Source organism: Hylemonella sp. P2_B10, from assembly GCF_056404875.1.
The window spans coordinates 171,812-189,222 of the sequence record NZ_JBFUDE010000001.1 but is presented as its reverse complement, the minus strand read 5'-3'; the positions used below and the strand labels follow the sequence as shown (position 1 = coordinate 189,222).

General features: G+C 68.0%; 19 protein-coding genes. 4 read left to right on the top strand and 15 right to left on the bottom strand.

All coding sequences use genetic code 11. The annotated features are described in order from the left end of the window. Positions 1-5: 5 nt before the first annotated feature. The 6 genes from AC1DX2_RS00910 to AC1DX2_RS00885 all read right to left on the bottom strand — a co-directional run bounded on the left by AC1DX2_RS00910 (position 6) and on the right by AC1DX2_RS00885 (position 3,205). Complete coding sequence (locus AC1DX2_RS00910) at positions 6-419, bottom strand: GFA family protein (protein WP_477194397.1); 414 nt, start codon at positions 417-419, stop codon at positions 6-8. Between the two features lie 18 nt (positions 420-437). Beyond that, positions 438-905 (bottom strand): SRPBCC family protein, encoded by a 468-nt coding sequence (locus AC1DX2_RS00905; RefSeq protein ID WP_477194396.1) that lies wholly within the window; start codon positions 903-905, stop codon positions 438-440. Continuing rightward, a complete protein-coding gene (locus AC1DX2_RS00900) occupies positions 905-1,219 on the bottom strand; it encodes an ArsR/SmtB family transcription factor (RefSeq protein WP_477194395.1) in 315 nt (104 codons plus the stop codon). The genes AC1DX2_RS00905 and AC1DX2_RS00900 overlap by 1 nt, the downstream gene beginning before the upstream one ends. Before the next feature lie 88 nt (positions 1,220-1,307). Then, positions 1,308-1,628 carry a DUF6172 family protein gene (locus AC1DX2_RS00895; RefSeq protein ID WP_477194394.1) on the bottom strand — a complete coding sequence of 107 codons (321 nt, stop codon included), beginning with the start codon at positions 1,626-1,628 and terminating at the stop codon, positions 1,308-1,310. 75 nt (positions 1,629-1,703) lie between these two features. Then, positions 1,704-2,420: a GGDEF domain-containing protein gene (locus tag AC1DX2_RS00890; RefSeq protein ID WP_477194393.1), complete on the bottom strand. Its 717-nt coding sequence runs from the start codon at positions 2,418-2,420 to the stop codon at positions 1,704-1,706. A 116-nt stretch (positions 2,421-2,536) separates the two neighbouring features. Then, a complete protein-coding gene (locus AC1DX2_RS00885; RefSeq protein WP_477194392.1) occupies positions 2,537-3,205 on the bottom strand; it encodes a response regulator in 669 nt (222 codons plus the stop codon). Positions 3,206-3,295: 90 nt separating this feature from the next. Here AC1DX2_RS00885 and AC1DX2_RS00880 point away from each other — a divergent pair, with 90 nt between their 5' ends. Together AC1DX2_RS00880 and AC1DX2_RS00875 are read left to right on the top strand one after the other, a co-directional pair. Then, the gene (locus AC1DX2_RS00880) at positions 3,296-4,594 is read left to right on the top strand and encodes an ABC transporter substrate-binding protein (protein ID WP_477194391.1); all 1,299 of its coding nucleotides are present in this window, start codon (positions 3,296-3,298) and stop codon (positions 4,592-4,594) included. Continuing rightward, a complete protein-coding gene (locus tag AC1DX2_RS00875; RefSeq protein WP_477194390.1) occupies positions 4,591-6,720 on the top strand; it encodes a hybrid sensor histidine kinase/response regulator in 2,130 nt (709 codons plus the stop codon). The genes AC1DX2_RS00880 and AC1DX2_RS00875 overlap by 4 nt, the downstream gene beginning before the upstream one ends. A 10-nt stretch (positions 6,721-6,730) precedes the next feature. Here the strand turns inward: AC1DX2_RS00875 and AC1DX2_RS00870 are convergent, their stop codons facing one another. The 3 genes from AC1DX2_RS00870 to AC1DX2_RS00860 all read right to left on the bottom strand — a co-directional run bounded on the left by AC1DX2_RS00870 (position 6,731) and on the right by AC1DX2_RS00860 (position 9,679). Then, positions 6,731-7,735, bottom strand: a complete 1,005-nt coding sequence (locus AC1DX2_RS00870; protein ID WP_477194389.1) for a Bug family tripartite tricarboxylate transporter substrate binding protein — start codon at positions 7,733-7,735, stop codon at positions 6,731-6,733. A gap of 416 nt (positions 7,736-8,151) precedes the next feature. Beyond that, the gene (locus tag AC1DX2_RS00865) at positions 8,152-8,475 is read right to left on the bottom strand and encodes a hypothetical protein (protein ID WP_477194388.1); all 324 of its coding nucleotides are present in this window, start codon (positions 8,473-8,475) and stop codon (positions 8,152-8,154) included. Positions 8,476-8,488: 13 nt separating this feature from the next. After that, positions 8,489-9,679, bottom strand: coding sequence for an aminotransferase-like domain-containing protein (locus AC1DX2_RS00860; RefSeq protein WP_477195736.1), 1,191 nt, complete (start codon positions 9,677-9,679; stop codon positions 8,489-8,491). 147 nt (positions 9,680-9,826) lie between these two features. Between AC1DX2_RS00860 and AC1DX2_RS00855 the strand changes: the two genes are divergently transcribed. Continuing rightward, entirely contained in the window at positions 9,827-10,633 is an 807-nt protein-coding gene (locus AC1DX2_RS00855) for an HDOD domain-containing protein (protein WP_477194387.1), read from the top strand. Between the two features lie 5 nt (positions 10,634-10,638). Continuing rightward, positions 10,639-11,277, top strand: a complete 639-nt coding sequence (gene nth / locus AC1DX2_RS00850; RefSeq protein ID WP_477194386.1) for an endonuclease III — start codon at positions 10,639-10,641, stop codon at positions 11,275-11,277. 70 nt (positions 11,278-11,347) lie between these two features. Here the strand turns inward: nth and AC1DX2_RS00845 are convergent, their stop codons facing one another. Genes AC1DX2_RS00845 through cbiB form a run of 6 tightly spaced genes read right to left on the bottom strand, consistent with a single transcriptional unit; the run spans position 11,348 to position 17,411 of the window. Then, positions 11,348-11,893: a histidine phosphatase family protein gene (locus tag AC1DX2_RS00845; protein ID WP_477194385.1), complete on the bottom strand. Its 546-nt coding sequence runs from the start codon at positions 11,891-11,893 to the stop codon at positions 11,348-11,350. Between the two features lie 31 nt (positions 11,894-11,924). Continuing rightward, on the bottom strand, positions 11,925-12,770 hold the full coding sequence (locus AC1DX2_RS00840) for an adenosylcobinamide-GDP ribazoletransferase (protein WP_477194384.1): 846 nt from the start codon (positions 12,768-12,770) through the stop codon (positions 11,925-11,927). Beyond that, a complete protein-coding gene (cobT, locus tag AC1DX2_RS00835) occupies positions 12,763-13,836 on the bottom strand; it encodes a nicotinate-nucleotide--dimethylbenzimidazole phosphoribosyltransferase (RefSeq protein WP_477194383.1) in 1,074 nt (357 codons plus the stop codon). Before cobT ends, AC1DX2_RS00840 begins: the two co-directional genes overlap by 8 nt. 29 nt (positions 13,837-13,865) lie before the next feature. After that, positions 13,866-15,350, bottom strand: a complete 1,485-nt coding sequence (locus tag AC1DX2_RS00830; RefSeq protein ID WP_477194382.1) for a cobyric acid synthase — start codon at positions 15,348-15,350, stop codon at positions 13,866-13,868. Then, on the bottom strand, positions 15,347-16,387 hold the full coding sequence (locus AC1DX2_RS00825) for an aminotransferase class I/II-fold pyridoxal phosphate-dependent enzyme (protein WP_477194381.1): 1,041 nt from the start codon (positions 16,385-16,387) through the stop codon (positions 15,347-15,349). Before AC1DX2_RS00825 ends, AC1DX2_RS00830 begins: the two co-directional genes overlap by 4 nt. A 13-nt stretch (positions 16,388-16,400) precedes the next feature. After that, positions 16,401-17,411, bottom strand: a complete 1,011-nt coding sequence (cbiB, locus tag AC1DX2_RS00820; protein ID WP_477194380.1) for an adenosylcobinamide-phosphate synthase CbiB — start codon at positions 17,409-17,411, stop codon at positions 16,401-16,403.

Here is a 17,411-nt window from a genome sequence, read left to right as displayed (position 1 = left end):
CCGGCCTAGCCGGGCATGCGCTCGAATGCCGGCAACGCAGGATCGATGACGTCCCACGGCAGGCCGCGCACGCTGTAGGTGAGCACCTGCGGTGCGAAGCGGTCAGGCTCGTCCAGGCTGGTTGCCGGCACCGCGATCATGTCCGGCATGGCCGCAAAGCGCAGGTAGACCGGCGTGCCGCAGACCGGGCCGAAGGCGTGCACCTTCACATTGCCGCTGTCGCCCGCGACCTGCCACTCCGTCGCCTCGCCGGTGATCGCCATTTCTGCGCGCGCGGGAAAGGTCAGGTAAGAGCCGTGCCCGGTGCCGCTGCGCCGCTGGCAGTCGCGGCACTGGCAATGGTTCTGGAAGATGGGCGCATGCGGGGTGGCGTAGCGGACCGCGCCGCACGCGCAGCCGCCGGTGTAGGGGTGGGTCATGGTGAACAAGCTCCTGGTTCAGGCCGCTGTGGGCTTGGCGAAGACGTCGATGCCCTGTCCCGTTTCCAGCAGCGACTTCAGGCTGGACAAGACGATGGGCCAGCCTTGCTGGATACCCTTGGCCATGCCGCTGCCGGCCTCGAGCTCGTCGTGCGTGACGGTCAGCCGCACCATGCCCTCGTACACCTCGATGTCAAAGGCCACGCGGCTGTAGGCGTCTGCGTCGTCCGCTTGCGCGGGGCTGGCCCAGCTGATGACCAGGCGCTTGGGCGGCGTGGCCTCCACCACCTTGCCGACGATGTTGACCGCGCGCTGCTCATTGGCGCGCACGTGCTGCCAGGGGGAGCCGGGCTGCCAATCGGACACGTTCTCATGGCCCCAGTAGCGCCGGGTGACCTCCGGCTGGGTGATGGCCTCGAACACCTTTTCCGGCGTGGCGCGGATGTAGGTCACGTAGACGAAGCTGGTCTTCTCTTTGCTCACCATTACTCTCCTTCAAGTTCCTTCTTCAGGTCGTGCAGCAGGCTGAGCCGCTGCCGTTCGAATTTGCGCACCCACCGCTCATAGACCTCGTGCAGCGGCACCGGATTGATGAAATGCAGCTTCTCCCGGCCACGCCATACCGTGCTCACCAGATTGGCCGCCTCCAGGATCGCGATGTGCTGCGTGGCCGATTGCCGGGCCATGTCCAGGTGCTCGCAGAGCTGGCCCAGCGTCTGTCCGTTCGTCTCGTACAGCAGGTCGAGCAGCTTTCTGCGGGTTGGGTCGCCCAGTGCCTTGAAAACCTTGTCAGCGTCCATCTGTGGTGTGTGTGCGTGAGAGAATTATATGCAGGCAAATACCTGCATGTCAACCATGCTCTTCAATGCCGCGCGATGACCGCGCGATTTACTCCGGGCTGGGGGTTTCGTCTTCCAAGCCTGCTGGCTTGGCCCTGCGCTTGGCCGCACGGGCCAGGATCTCGACGTAAAACTGGCTGCCCTGCGACTGGGCCACCAGGTCCATCAAGCCGGTCAGCGCCGACAGGTGGGCCACCTCTGCCACATCTTGCGAGGTGCCAAACCTGCAGTCGAAATCCCAGTAGTCCATGCCCTCGGGCAATGCGCGGCGGCGTTCGCGGGTGATGTACTTGCGCACCTCGTGCTTGACGGCTTCCAGCACACGGTCGGGGTGCTTGCCCTCGGGGCGCAGTTGAAATGTTTTTCTCATGCGCGATGGTAACGCGCCAAGGGGTGCAAACTCGGGCAACCGCACCGGGGCAGTGGTCTAGGGCCTGTTCAGGCCCTAAACGCAGCCGTTGTCCGGCCGGCCCAGGCTGGCGGAAAACACCTCCACCCGGTTGCGGCCGTTGTTCTTGGCGTGGTAGAGCGCGGTGTCAGCGCGGTGGATCAACCAGTCCACGGTGTCGTTGTCGCACTGCTGCGTCACGCCCAGGCAGCAGGTCAGCTTGCCGGCGGTGGAAAAGCGGTTGCCCTCCACCACGCCGCGTATCTGTTCGGCCAGCACCAGGGCCTGGGACAGCCCGGTGTGCGGGGCCAGGATCATGAACTCCTCGCCGCCCCAGCGCGCCAACGTGTCCGACTCGCGCATGCGGTCCGCCAGCAGGTGCGCCACCTCCACCAGCACCTGGTCGCCCACCAGGTGGCCGAAGGTGTCGTTGATGCACTTGAAGCGGTCGATGTCCACCATGATCAGCGACAAGGGCAGGTCGTAGCGCCGGCCGCGCAGAATCTCGTTGCCGCACACAGCGTTGAACTTGCGCCGGTTGTACAGGCCGGTCAGCCCATCGCGTTCGGCCTGCTGCTGCAGCGACTGGATGATGTCTTCAAACTGCCGCTGCTGCTCCACCAGCCGCTTGCTGGCAAGCTCCAGCAGCTTGCCGGTGTCAGCGAGTTGTTGCTCCATCGAGCTGCTGCCGGCGCTGGCGCTCTTGGGCAGCGCTTCAGGCGTCAGCGCCGCGCCGCTGCGCAGGTCGTGGACATTGGTGGTAGCCGCTTTCATAGGTATGCAGGTTAGGTTTCACTGCGCATGGCAGCAATACTGCATATGCAGTAGGGCCCCGAAGGGGCCACGTTTGCCCTGAGGCAGGCCCTTCGGCAAAACCCCTGAACCACCCCCTACGAAGGGTCGTAGAAGCCCTGCTTCACCGCGTAGGCGGTGATCTCGGCCGCGTTGCGCAATTGCAACTTTTCCATCAGCCGCTGGCGGTGCGTGCGCACCGTCAGCACGCTGATGGCCAACAGGCCGGCGATGTCGTTGTTGCTCAGGCCCCGCGCCACCAGCGACAGGATTTCGCGCTCGCGCGGGGTGATGGCTGCATCTGCCACCGGCTTGCCGCCTGACGGCGCCGGTTCGCCGGCACCGCCCTGGGGCTGGAAGGCGCCGGCAATCGCCTGGCTCACATACTGGCCACCGGCCAGCACGGCGTGCACGGCGCGCAGCAGCTCGTCGGAGTCTTCGTTCTTCAGCAGGTAGCCGTCGGCGCCCACGGCCAGCGCGCGCGCCACCACCGCCGGCTTCAGGTTGCCGGTCAGCACCAGCACGCGCGTGGTCAAGGCGGCATCGCCCTTGATGGCGGCGGCAATGTCCAGGCCGTTGCGCTGGGGCATGTCCAGGTCCAGCACCAGCAGGTCGGGGCGCAGCTGGCGCACCAGGGCCTCCACCGCAGCGCCGTCGCCGGTTTGCGCCACCACCTGCAGGCCCGGCTCGGTGCCCAGCAGCAGCTTCAGACCCTCGCGCACCAGCGCGTGGTCATCGGCGATGACAAGGGTGTGAGGGGCCGCCATGTGCTTGTGTGCTCTGTGTTTCGCGATAGTATCGGCCAAGACATCACACAGCTGAACCTTTCAGTCATTACCCCGCCAATCACTTTCGCCATGCGCCCCTGGCCGACCGCAGCACGCGCTGCCCTCTTTGTTGTTCTGTTGCTCGGCCTGCTGGCCAGCCCGCTTGCCCGGGCGGTGGAGATTTCGTTCTACTTCCCGGTGGCCGTGGGCGGCACCGTGGCCAAGCAGGTCGGCCAGCTGGTGCAGGATTTCGAGCGTGAGCACCCGAGCATCACCGTCAAACCCATCTACGCCGGCACGTACAAGGAAACCCTGGCCAAGGCGCTGACCGCGCACAAGAGCGGCAACCCGCCCGACCTGGCGGTGCTGTTTGCCGCCGATGTGTACACGCTGATCGATGCCGACGCCATCGCCCCGTACGACGAGCTCACCGGCGCCAGCGCGCGTGGCCAGGCCTGGCTGGCCGGCTTCTACCCGGCGCTGATGGCCAACAGCCGGGTGGCCGGCAAAACCTGGGGCATCCCCTTCCAGCGCTCCACCATCTTGCTGTACTGGAACAAGGATTTGTTCCGCGAAGCCGGGCTGGACCCGAACCACCCGCCCGCCAACTGGGACGAGCTGGTGGCCTACGCCACCAAGCTGACCGCGCGCGACAGCAGCGGCAAGACCACCCGCTGGGGCATACAGATCCCCTCCTCCGGCTTTCCGTATTGGTTGTTTCAGGGCTTCACCACCGCCAACAGCGCCGAGCTGATGAACGCCGCCGGCACCGAAACCTATTTCGACCAGCCGGCCGCCGTCAACGCGCTGCAGTACTGGGTGGACCTGGCGCGCGTGCACAAGGTGCACCCGCCCGGCGTGGTGGAATGGGGCACCACGCCAGACGACTTTTTGAACCGCCGCGCCGCGATGATCTGGACCACCAGCGGCAACCTGGGCAACATCAAGAACTCCGCCGGCTTCGATTTCGGCGCGGCCATGCTGCCTGCAGCCAAACGGCGCGGCTCGCCCACCGGTGGCGGCAACCTGTACATCTTCAAGAAAAGCCCGCCAGCGCAGCGCCAGGCGGCGCTGACCTTTGTGCAATGGCTGAGCGCGCCGGAGCGCACCGCGCGCTGGGGCATGGAGTCCGGCTACATCGCCGTCAGCCCGGCGGCCTGGGCCACGCCGGCGCTGCAGCAGCACACCGCCGGCTTTGCCGCCGCCAGCGTGGCGCGCGACCAGCTGCAGTACGCGGTGGCCGAGCTGTCGACGCATGAAAACCAGCGCGTGACCCACGCGCTGAACGTAGGCCTGGCCGCCGCGCTGACCGGCGCCAAGACGCCGCAGCAGGCGCTGCGCGAGGCGCAGCAGGCGGCAGAGCGCATCCTGCTGCCCTACCAGCGATGAGCAAGACGGGCCAACCCACGGTGCCATGGCGCCTGCAGGTGCTGACCTACCTGCTACCGCTGCTGGTGCTGGCGGTCTCCAGCGGCGTGTCCTGGTATTTCTGGGACAAGGAGCGGCGCGACATCCAGCAGGAGATGCAGCGCGATTTCGACACCCGGGCGCGCGAGGCGGTGGCACTGTTTCGCGAACGCATGCTGGCCATCGAGCAGGTGCTGCACGCCATCAATGGCTTGTACGCGTCCTCCACCGGCGTGCAGGCCGAAGAGTTTCGCGCCTTTGTGGGCAACCTGCGCATCACCAGCCACCCCGGCCTGCAGGGCGTGGGCTTTGCGGCGGTGCTTCCGAACACGGCTCTGGGCACGCCTGATAACCCGCGCACCAGTGCCGCCTACTTTTACCCGGCAGATGCCGGCAGCGCGCTGAACAAGCCCGGTGCCGATTACTTTGCCGAACGCTCGCGCCGCCCGGCCATGGAGCTGGCGCGCGACAGCGCCAGCGTGGCCGTGTCCAACAAGATCAAGCTGCCGGATGAGGCGGCCGAGCAGATGCAGCCCGGCTTTCGCATGCTGTGGCCGGTGTACCGCAATGGCGCACCGATGGCCAGCGTGGCGCAGCGCCGCGCCGCGCTGACGGGCTGGATCTTTGCCGCCTTCAGCATGGACGGCCTGCTGGGCAACATCCTGGGCGAACGCGCCAACATCGCGCTGGAGGTGTTTGACGGCGGTGACGTGGACGTGAGCCAGTTCACCGACAGCGCGCTGGACCGCGTGGGCGGCGAATCCTCCGTCAAGCTGTTCTTTGCCGCCAAGCAGGTGGAGATGGGCGGCTATTCGTGGACGGTGACGGCCCGCTCGCTGCCCAACTTCACCACCCCGATTGCCATCAGCAAGCTGCGGCTGGTGGCCGGCGTGGGTGGCGCCGCCAGCGTGCTGCTGGCCGTGGCCACCTGGGTGGCGCTGCGCCGGCGCATGGAGCTGCTGCGCAACGCCGAAGAGCTGGGCAAGGCACGCGACCAGGCCGAGGCGGCCAACCGCGCCAAATCGCACTTCCTGGCCGCCGCCAGCCATGACCTGCGCCAACCCACCCATGCGTTGAGCCTGTTCATCGCCACGCTGCGCTCGATGGCGCGGCGCCCGCAGGTGGCGGGCACCGATGTGAGCCACATCGCCTCACGCCAGCAGATGGCGCTGGACGGCCTGGGCCGGCTGCTCAATGGCCTGCTGGACGTGTCGCAGCTAGACGCCGGCGCGGTGGAGGTGCAGCGCCAACCGATTGCGCTGCAGGGCCTGCTGGCCGAGGTGCACAACGCCTTTTCAGGCCCGGCCAAGGAAAAAGGCCTGTACCTGAAAACCGCACACAGCCGCCTGTGGGTCAACAGCGACCCGGTGGTGCTGACGCGCGTGCTGTCCAACCTGGTGGCCAACGCGGTGCGCTACACGCCACAGGGACGCATTCTGCTGGGGTGCCGGCGCCGCGCCGGTGGGCTGGTGGAGATCCAGGTGCTGGACACGGGCATTGGCATTGACGAGGGTCAGCGCGCCCGCATCTTCGAGGACTTCTACCAGGTGGGCAATGTGGCGCGCGACCGCGAGAAAGGCCTGGGCCTGGGCCTGGCCATCGTGCAGCGCTCAGTGACGCTGCTGGGTGGGCAAGTGAAGCTCTGCTCCACGCCGGGGCGCGGTTCGGTGTTTTCGGTGCTGCTGCCGCACACCGCGCCACCGGCGCAGCTGGCCGCCGCGCCGCAGGCCACCGAGGCGGCAGCCGCGCGCACCGTGCTGGTGGTGGACGACAACGCCGAGGTGCGTGAATCCATGCAGCAGCTGCTGCAGGAATGGGGGCACACCGTCATCACCGCCGCCACGCTGGCTCAGGCCGAGGCGGCCGCGCAGCAACACCCCGACATCGACCTGGTGGTGGCCGACTACCGGCTGGCCCAGCAGGTGACCGGCACCGACGCCATACGCGCCGTGGCGGCCCGGCTGGGGCGCCCGGTGGCAGCCGTCATCACCACCGGCGACACCTCACCCGAGCGCATACGCGATGCGCAAGCCAGCGGCCTGCGGCTGCTGTTCAAGCCGGTGGATGCGCAGGTGTTGCGCGAGGTGGTGGAGAGCGCGGTGGCCTGACCCCAGGCGCTCAGTCCGGCTTGGCGCCCGACTCCTTCACCACCTTCGCCCACTTCACCGTCTCGGTCTGGATCAGGCTGGCCAATGCCTCGGGCGTGCCGGGGTTCAGCTCCAGGCCCAGCGTGGCGAGTTTTTCCTTCACATCGGGCATGGCCAGCACGCGCAGCGTCTCGGCGTTGATCTTGGCCTGCACGTCCTTGGGCACACCGGCCGGCGCCAGCAGTGCAAACCACGAGGTGGCCTCGAAGCCCGGCAGGCCGGACTCGGCAATGGTGGGGATGTTCGGCGCGGCCGCTGAGCGGCTGGCGCTGGTGACGGCGATGGCGCGCAGCTCGCCCGCCTTCACCAGCGGCAAGGCCGACGGCATGTTGTCAAAGATCATCGTGATGCGCCCGCCCAGCAGGTCGGGGATGGCCGCCGCCCGGCCCTTGTAGGGGATGTGCGTCATCTTCACACCGGCCAGCGTGTTGAACAACTCGCCCGACAGGTGGATGGAGGTGCCGCTGCCCGAGGAGCCAAACGTCAGCGGGCTGCTCTTGGCCAGCGCCACCAACTCCTTGATGTTGTGCGCCGGCACGGTATTGTTGACCACCAGCAGGTTGGGCGTGGAAGCCAGGAAGCTGATGGGCGTGAAGTCCTTGATGTTGTTGTAAGGCAGGTTGCTGTACAGCGCCTGGTTGATGGCGTGCGTGCCCACGGTGCCGATGATCAGCGTGTGGCCATCCGGCGCGCTCTTGGCCACGAAATCAGTGCCGATGTTGCCACCGGCGCCGGGCTTGTTGTCCACCGTGAAGGTCTGGCCGAGCGCGTCGCCCCACTTGGCCGCCAGGATGCGTGCCAGCGTGTCCGGCGCGCCACCGGGGGTGAAGGTGACGACGATGCGCACCGGCTTGGTGGGCCAGACGGCGGGCTGGGCTTGGGCGACCTGAGGCAGCAGCGACAGCATGGCGCCGCCACATACCAGGGCGCACATGGCAGCGCGGCGCGAAACAGCGAACATCGACTTGGGCATCATCAGCACGTCTCCTGTGGGTATGCCAGGCATTGTGCGAGCCCTGACCCGTTGGCTACCCTAGGGCAAACCACGGGCGCAGGCTCTTTTCGTTGCTGCGTTGCAGCGAGGCAGTTCGCGCTGCATAGTTTGCGAGATCAGGCCGACACGGCACTCGGCTCCGCGGCTGTCCCCCGGCCTGCGGCCTCCTCCTTGATGCCGCTGCGCCGAATGCCGCATCGACCTGATCCTGCCAGCGTGGTTTGAGTGCGGTATTCCCGCATTCAAGCGTCGCGCCTGCCAATTGACCCGATGTCGCTGGGGCGCGTGGCGGAGGGAAATCAAGGAGGAGGCCCGCAGGGCCGGGGGACATTCCCGTAGCCACGCGCACCAGCGGCGTCGGCAGCTTGCAGACCTGTCACCGCCGGCGGCGTTTGGCCTCAGCGACGGTCGTCAGGAGCAGCCGCAGAAATCTCGAACATCGCATCGCCCATGTAGCGGTGCGTGCCAAAGGCAGCGGCCACAGCCGCCGTCTCGGCCTGCTGCCACTGCTCGAAAACGGCGCGCTCGGCGTCGGTCAGCGCATCCGGGTCGGGCGACTCGCCATAGGTGGCAACGATGCGTTTGTAAGCGGCATGCACCGGCAGCACCAGATCGGCGTCACCCAGCGTGGATTCCAGCGCGCGGCGAAAGCGCTGCTCGGCCTGGCGGCGTTGGGGTTCGGGGGTGTCGTCCGAATCAAAAAGCCTTAGCGCGTAGCTCATGAAGGCTGAACCGTCACAGCGCCTTGCCCAGCCGCGCAATGCCTTCCTGAATCTTCCCCACATCCGCAGTCGCAAAGCTTAGCCGCAGCGTGCTCGTGTCCGGGTTGTTGGCATAAAACGGCACGCCCGGCACAAAGGCCACGCCCTGCTCTATCGCCCGTTTGGCGAACTCGGCGGCATCCTTCAGCTTGCCGTTGGCGCCGGTCAGCTTGGCCCAGAAGAACAGGCCGCCGCCGGGCTGCACGAAGCTGATAGCGTCGCCCAGCTCGCGTTTGAGGCTGTCGCCCATGGTCTGGGCGCGCTGGGCGTAGACCTCGCGCACGCGGGCCAGCGTGGCGGGCATGCGGCCGGCCTTCAGGTACTGCGCGGCGGTGGCCTGGGCAAAGGTGCTGGTGTGGGCGTCGCTGAACTGCTTGCACATCGTCGCCTTGGCCAGCAGCTCGGGCGGGGCGATCATCCAGCCCACGCGCAGGCCGGGGCTCAGCACCTTGCTCATGCTGCCGCAGTGAGCAAGCAGCGCGCGGCTGCCGGGCACTTCGCTGCTCAGCGCCATGATGCTGGGCGGCGGTGCTTTGCCGCCGAAATACAGGTCGCCATAGGGGTCGTCCTCCACCACCAGCGTGTTGTACTGCACGGCCAGCTCCAGCACGCGCTTGCGGCGTTCCAGGCTCAGCATGGCGCCGCTGGGGTTGCCGAAGGTGGGAATCAGGTAAATGAACTTGGGCTTGTGCTCTTTGATCAGCGCTTCCAGCGCATCGGTCTGCACGCCGTCGGCATCGATGGGTGCGCTGACCAGGTCGGCGCCATACAAGCGAAAGCACTGGATGGTGGCCAGGAAGGTGGGGCCTTCCACGATCACCTTGTCGCCAGGGTTGATCAGCGTCTTGCCCAGCAGGTCCAGCGCCTGCTGGCTGCCGGTGGTGACGATCAGGCCACTGGGCTCCACCGTCACGCCCTTGGTGCCCATGAAGGCGGCCAGCTGTGTGCGCAGCGGCTCATAGCCCTCGGTGGCGCCATACTGCAGCGCACCGCCGGGTTCTTCGGTCAGCGCGGCGTTGGCGGCCTCCTGGATGCCGGCCACGTCAAACATGGCGCTGTCGGGGAAGCCGCCGGCAAAGCTGATGATGCCGGGCTTGCCCAGCAGCTTGAAGAGTTCGCGTATGGCCGAGGTCTCGACGTTGTTCAGGCGATCGGCAAAGGGCAAGGAAGGCGTGGAGGACATAACAGAAAAAGGCTCAGGCAACAGGTGGATTAGAGTCAGACCCCCATTGTCGCCAACTTGCGGCGGCGGGGGAAATGCGGTTTCTATACTGGTTCTTCAGGGAAGAGTTTCCACCATAACAAGCACAACATGCCCGATCTTGCGGAGTTTTTTCAGTCCACGCAGCTGCCGGTGATGTCGGAAGTGGCGCACGCGCTGGTGCGCACGCTGAGCGACGAGACCAGCACCGTGCTGGATGTGCGTCACATCATCGCCCGCGACCCGGCGCTGACGGCCAGCCTGCTGAAGCTGGCCAACAGCGCCATGTTCGGGCTGCGCAACACCGTCTATTCGCTGGACGAGGCGATCGCCATGGCCGGCATGGCGCAGGTGCGCATGCTGGCCATCTCCACCGGGCTGGCCGCTGCCTTTCCGGTGGCGCCGGGGCTGAACCGCACCGAGTTCTGGCGCTACAGCCTGGCCAGTGCCGGCTATGCGCAGTGGCTGGCTGGTGGCGTGGGTGCCGACCGCCAGCAAGCCTGGCTGACCGGGCTGATGCTGCGCCTGGGTGAGCTGCTGATGGGCCAGCGCGCCCCCGAGCTGATGATGCGCGTGCAGGCCATGCCCTGCGCGCCCGGTGAGCGCTGGGCGCGCGAGCACCACATGCTGGGCTTCACCGAAGGGCACATGACGGCCGAGCTGGCGCGGCACTGGGGCTTTCCGGTCGCCATCGTGGACGCGCTGCTGAACGCCGCCTACCCGATGAAGGCCATGCCCTTCAACGAACTGGGCAGCGTGGTGCACCTGGCGGCTTTGTTGGCAGAATCACCCAACGCCGGGCCGGCCGAGCTGGAGGCGCTGCCGCAGGATGTGGTGCAGCGCCTGGGCCTGAGCCCGGAGTGGCTGCACAGCCGCCTGCCCGACCCGAAAAAATTCATGGACGCCACCGGACTGTAGAGACTATGAAAGACGCTGACGTACCCCGCTTCTTCGCCGCGCTGAAAGCCGCCAACCCGCGGCCGGCCAGCGAGCTGGAATACACCAGCGTGTTCGAGCTGCTGGCGGCCGTGCTGCTGTCGGCCCAGGCGACGGATGTTGGCGTCAACAAGGCCACGCGCAGGCTGTTCCCGGTGGCCAACACGCCGCAAGCCATCCTGGCGTTGGGGCAGGACGGGCTGGAGGGCTACTTGAAGACCATAGGCCTGTACCGCAACAAGGCCAAGAACCTGCTGCAGACCTGCCGCATCCTGATCGAGCAGCACGGCGGCAAGGTGCCACGCACGCGCGAGGCGCTGGAAGCCCTGCCCGGCGTCGGCCGCAAGACCGCCAACGTGGTGCTGAACATGGCCTTTGGCGAGCCGACGATGGCGGTGGACACGCACATCTTCCGCGTCGGCAACCGCACCGGCTTGGCGCCGGGCAAAGACGTGCTGGCGGTGGAGATGGGCCTGCTCAAACGCATACCGGCCGAGTACCTGGTGGACGCGCACCACTGGCTGATCCTGCACGGCCGCTACATCTGCCAGGCGCGCAAACCGCTGTGCTGGCAGTGCGGGGTGGTGCAGTATTGCGACTTTGAGCCCAAAACAGCGGCATCCTGAGACTTTGCGGGACAGACCGCCGGCCGCGCAGCGGACAAGCTCTGTCCTCAACACTTTGTAGGCTGTTCCGTCAGACCTCCAACTCCACCCACTCCCCAAACGGCAGCGGCTTGCTGGGCCACTGCTCGGAACGCTCCACCGTGCGCTGCCCCTGCACCAGCAGGCTGACGGCACGCACCACGCCGGCATGGGTGATCCACACCGCATCATGGCCCTGGGCGCGCCAGGCGTCCCAGGCGGCGGCCACGCGGGCCATCAGCGCGTTGACACTCTCCTTGCCGCCGAAGCGGTGGTTGCCGAAGTCGGCCATCCAGTCGTCCCAGGCGTTTTGCGGAATGGCGTCCCAGCGCTGGTTTTCCCACAGGCCGAAGTCCAGCTCCACCAGGCGTTCGTCTTGCGTGAAGGGCAGGTCGGGCCGCAACTCCAGCAGTGTGTCGGCCAGCTGCGTGCAGCGTTGCAGGGGCGACGCGAACACCGGCAGGCCCCGTGGCAGCATGCCGGACAAGGCCTGGGCCGCCTCCCAGGTGGCCTGGGCATGGGCGGCGACGTCGCTGGCGCCATAGCAGACGCCTTGGGCCACCAGCGGCTGCGCATGGCGCACCAGCCACAGCTTCATGCGGTGCCCTCCGCCAGTGCCTTGAATGCCATCAACGCCATGACAACGCCAGCCCGAGGTAGAAGGCCAGCTCGCAAACCTGCTGCGTGGCGCCCAGGCAGTCGCCGGTGAAGCCCTGCAGGCGGCGCGCAAACCAGCGCCACATCAGGCAGAAGGCCACTGCCGAGGCCAGCACGGCGAAGGCCAGCAGGTGCGCCAGTTGCGCCACCGGTATCCACGCCCACGCCACGTCCCACGCCGCCACCCCCCAAAAAGCCAGGCCACACCATACACCCGCGCAGGCCAGCGCAGCGGTGCTGATCTGGTCGGCCAGCGGCTTGGACTTGGAACCGGCCGCGTCGCCCACATGCGGCAGCAGGCGTATCAGCAAGAGCGGCCAGCCGCGCGACACCACATGCGCCAGGAACAGCGCCACCGCCAGCAGCATGGCGCCCTGGCTGGCCAGCAGCGCCAGCAACGCCACCTTGGCCAGCAGCGCCAGCACCAGAGCGATGGCGCCGAAGGCGCCGATGCGCGAGTCCTTCATGATGACCAGCGCGCGCTCGCGATCGGGGCTGCCGCCCAGGCCGTCGGCCACATCGGCCAGGCCGTCCTCATGGAAGGCGCCGGTCACCAGCGCGCTGAAGGCGGTGCTCAGCACTGCTGCCACCAGCGGCGCATAGACGCCAGGCGGCAAGGCGCTCAGCAAGCCAACCGCCACCGCCGCCGTGGCAGCGCCCACCAGCCAGCCCACACCGGGAAAGTGCCCGGCGCTGGCGCGCAGCGCGGCCGGGCTGTAGCCCACCCAGCCTGCCAGCCGCCCGGTGACGGGCACGCGGGTGAAGAACTGCACAGCCAGCAGGTAGTGGCGCAGTGCCTGGGCCAGCATGTCAGGCATCGCCGTCGCTCTTGCCGCCGCTCTTGTTGGCAACACCGGCGGACTCAAAACTGGCCATGTCGCGCAGGATGGCGCAGGCCGATTGCAGCAGCGGCCAGGCCAGCGCCGCGCCCGAGCCCTCGCCCAGGCGCAGGCCCAGGTCCAGCAGCGGCTGCACGCCCAGGTGTGCCAGCATCAGCGCATGGCCGCGCTCACCCGAGCGGTGCGCGAACACGCAGCGTTGCAACACCAACGGGTCCAACGCCTGGGCCACCAGCACGGCGGCGCTGGCGATGAAGCCGTCCACGACGATCACGCGACGTTCTTGGGCTGCTTGCAGCACGGCGCCGACCATGGTGGCGATCTCGAACCCACCCAAAGCGGCCAGTGCGGCCAGCGGTGCGGTGGCGTGTGCATGAAGCGCCAGCGTGGCACGCAACACGGCTGTTTTGCGCGCCACGCCGGTGCCGTCCAGCCCGGTGCCGGCGCCGGTACATTGGGCAATGTCCAGCCCGGCCAGCCGCGCGAGCAGCAATGCGGCAGCCGACGTATTGCCAATCCCCATTTCGCCCAGCAGCAGCGCATTGCCGGGCAAGCCCACCACCAGTTCACGGCCATGGGCCAAGGCCTGCTGGCATTGCTCGGTGGTCATGGCCGGCTGCTGCGAGGCATCCGCCGTGCCCCAACCCACCTTGCGCACCAGCAGCCCAGGGCGTTGCGCCCCCGCACCCTGCCCGGCCAGAAAATCATGCTGAACGCCACAGTCCACCACCGTCAGCGCGATGCCATGCTGGCGCGCCAGCACACTGACCGCTGCGCCACCGGAGAGAAAATTTTCCACCATCTGCCAGGTCACCTCGCTGGGGAAGGCGGACACGCCCTGGGCCGTGATGCCATGGTCGGCGGCGAACACCACCAGTTGCGGCTGCGCCAGCGTGGGCTGGGTGCTGCCCAGGATCTGGCCCAGTTGCAAGGCCAGCGCCTCCAGCCGGCCCAGCGAGCCCAAGGGCTTGGTCTTGTTGTCCAACGCGAGCTGCAAGGCCTGGGTCAGGGCGGGGGCGTGGATGTCAGCGAGGGTGGGTTGCATGAAGAAAAAGGGAAAACTGAAAAAGAGAATCAGGCCCGGGCTTGCAGCAGGCCTTGCAGCACGCCTGCCTCAAAGTGCAGTTCAATGAAATCCGCCAGGCCGTCGAACACGCTGTCCAGCGTGGGCACGGTGGCACCGAACAGGGCCCGCAATACCGCGGGGTCTTCCAGCAGCCCGTGCAGGTACAGGCCCAGCACATTGCCGCGCCCATTCAGCCAGCCCAGGCCATCGGGCAACACGGCTTGGGCGGTGTCACCGGCACGCGCCATGGCGCTGTGCTGCTGGGTCTGCCCGTGGTGGATTTCATAACCGCTGGCGGCCACGCCGGCCAGTGCGCGCCAGGGTGAATCGGGCGCTTGCGCGGCCATGGTGGCATCAAAGCGGGTGTGCGTGTGCTGCACGGTCTTGCCGGGCTCGAACTGCGTCACCAGCGGCAGCAGGCCCAGGCCCGGGCCGTTGCCGTCTATGCCGTGCGGGTCGATCAAGGCTTCGCCCAGCATCTGCAGGCCGCCACAAATGCCCAGCACCGCCCCGCCCTGCTCGGAATGTCGGGCAATGGCCTGGTCGAGCTTGTGCTGGCGCAGCCAGGCCAGGTCGCCGCTGGTGTGCTTGGAGCCGGGCAGCACCACCCAGTCAGACGGCTTCAAACCTGCCAACTGCGCCGGGCTGCGCACCCACAGCAGGCGCACACCGGGCACGTTCTTCAATGGCTGGAATTCGTCCAGGTTGCTGATGCGCGGGTAGGCGATGACGGCAATGGTGGTGGTGACGGTGCCGGTGGCGCGGCTGCTGTCATCGAACACACCGTCTTCCTCCGGCAAGCCGTGCTGCCACCACATGGGCAGCGTGGCCACGGTGGGGATGCCGGTGCGCTGCTGCAGCATTTCGGGGGCCGGCGCCAGCAGCGTGGCATCGCCACGGAACTTGTTCAGCACAAAGCCGCGTATGAGCGCCCGCTCGTGCTCGGGCAGCAGCGCCCAGGTGCCGTACAGGTGCGCAAAGGCGCCGCCACGGTCGATGTCGGTGACCAGCAGGCAGGCGGCGTCGGCATGCAGCGCCACGCGCATGTTGACCACGTCGCTGGCATGCAGGTTGATCTCGGCCGGCGAACCGGCGCCTTCTATCACCACCACGTCGTTCTCTGCCCGCAGCGCATCCAGCGCGCCGGCCAGTTGCGGCCACACCGTGGCGCTGCGGCCGCGCCAGGGCATGCGCGACAAAGCCTCGTCCACCTGGCCCAGCAGCACCACCTGGCTGTGGGTGTCGCGCTCGGGCTTGAGCAGCAGCGGGTTCATGCGCACGTCGGGCACCGCACGCGCGGCCAGCGCCTGGAAGTATTGCGCGCTGCCGATCTCGCCGCCGGCCACCACGCGGGCGTTGTTGCTCATGTTCTGCGCCTTGAAGGGCGCCACCTTCAGGCCCTGGCGCGCATAGTGGCGGCACAGCGCGGTGGTCAGCCAGCTTTTGCCAGCACCGCTGGTGGTGCCCAGCACCATCACGCAGCGCGCGCTCATGCGGCGCCCTCCTCGGGCCTTGTGCCCAAGGACTGCCAGGCCATGGCCAGCGCGTCCTGCACGGCGGGCGGCTGGACGCTGACACGCACCTGGCCGGGCAAGCCGAACGACGTGGCGTCGCGCAGCTTGATGCCGCTGGCGCGCAGGCGCTGCAAGTCGGCCGCCAGGCGCTGCGGCGCCGCATCGGCATCGCCATGCGGCCGGGCGCAGAAGAAATTGGTCTCGCTGTCCGCGCAGGCCCAGCCCAGGCCCGTCAACAGCTTGGCTTGGCGCGCCTTCCACTGGCGCAGCGTGTCCAGCGTGTTGCGCACCCAGGTCTGCACCTGCGGCTGCGCCCAGGCCTGCAGCAGCGCCACGCCATGCGCCCCCACCGGCCACGAGGGGCACAGCTGCTGCACCTGCTGTGCGGCAGCTTCTGCGCCCAGCGGGGCGATGGCGTAAGCGGCGCGCACACCCGTCAGGCCCAGCGCCTTGTTGGGTGTCCACAGTTGCCAGGCCTGGTCGCGCTGCGCGGCAGACCAGGGCGATTCGCCACTGAGGCGCAGGGGTGCATAGGCCAGGTCCAGCACCGACATGCCCGGATCACCGGCCGGTGCGTCCGGCGTGCCCTGCGGGTTGCCGGGGTCACAATACCAGTTCAGCATGGGCTGGGCCGTAGTGTCTGTATTGGCACCGCGTGGCGCCAGCGCCAACCCCCAGGCGCGCGCCGCATGCGCGTAGTCGCCATAGGCATGCGCCGGCAGGCCCACCTGGCGTACCCCCTGCTGCGCGGCCCAGGCGGTGATGCGGTGGATGAACTCGCTGGCGCTGCCGGCCAGCAGCACCCGCCACGGCGCCACCTGGTGGACATCGGCCAATTGGGCGCGCAGGGCGCTGTAGCTGCCGTCCGGGTAGCGCAGCGCATCGGCCTGCTGCACCGCGTGCAACGCGGTGGGGCAAGGCCCGCAGGCATTGGCGTTGGTGGAAAAGTCAAAGCGCGGGATGCCCTGGGCGTCCGGGCCGCCGTGCTGCGTCAAATCGGGGGTGGCTGTGCACATGTCAGAAAAGTCCTCAGCCACGAATGTAGGCGATGGCCAGCAACAGCAGCACGGCGGTCAGCACCACCACCGCCACCGCCCGCGCGCACAGGGCCACCGCCTGGTGGGTGTGCGCCGCCAGCGGCGGTTGGCCCGCCGCGTGCAAGGCGTACACACCGGGCTTTTCCAGCCGCACGTTCAGCGCCAAGGCCATCGCAGCCATGGGCCAGCCGCTGTTGGGTGACGGTGTACGGGTGGCTTCACGGCGCAGCGCGCCCAACACCTGGCGGCCACTGAGCAGCGCCAGCAAAGCGCCGGTGAGGCGTGCCGGCAGCCAGGACAGCACATCGTCAGCCCGCGCCGCCCACTTGCCGGCCCAAGCCCAATGGCGGCCGTTGTACAGGCCGGGGTAGCCCCACATGGCGTCTGCCGTGTTGGCAAAGCGGTACAGCGCGGCGCCGGGCAGGCCGGCCAGCACAAACCAGAAGATCGGGGCCACCACCGAGTCGTTCAGGTTTTCGGCCAGCGACTCGATGGCGCTTTCGCGCACTTGGGCTGCGCCCAACTGCGTGACGTCGCGGCTGACCAGCCAACCCAGGCGCTCGCGCCCGGCCTCCAGCGACTGCGCCAGTGCCGCCTCCACCGCCAGCACCTCGTCGCGCAGCATGGCCCAGGCCAGCAGCGTCTTCAGCAGGCCGCCCAGCAGCAGTGCCATGGCCAAGGTGGCACCCACCCACAGCAGCAGGTCGCCCAGGTGGATGCGGGCCGGGGCCAGCGCAGCAGCAGCCACCAGCGCCAACCCTGCCGACTGCATACACCACGCCAGGCCAGTCACCACGGCGGCGCCCAGCAGCCAGGCCAGCGTGCCCTTGGCAAACGCGACCAGGTCGCGCCCCGTGACCTGTTGTGGCGCAATGTGGCGACCCATCCAACCCAGGTAGGCTCCCATCCACACCACGGGGTGCCAGCGGGGGCGCGGCTCGCCCAGGCGCAGGTCCAGCCACAGCGCCAGCGCAAGGGCCAAGGCCAGGCAGATGCCGCTCAA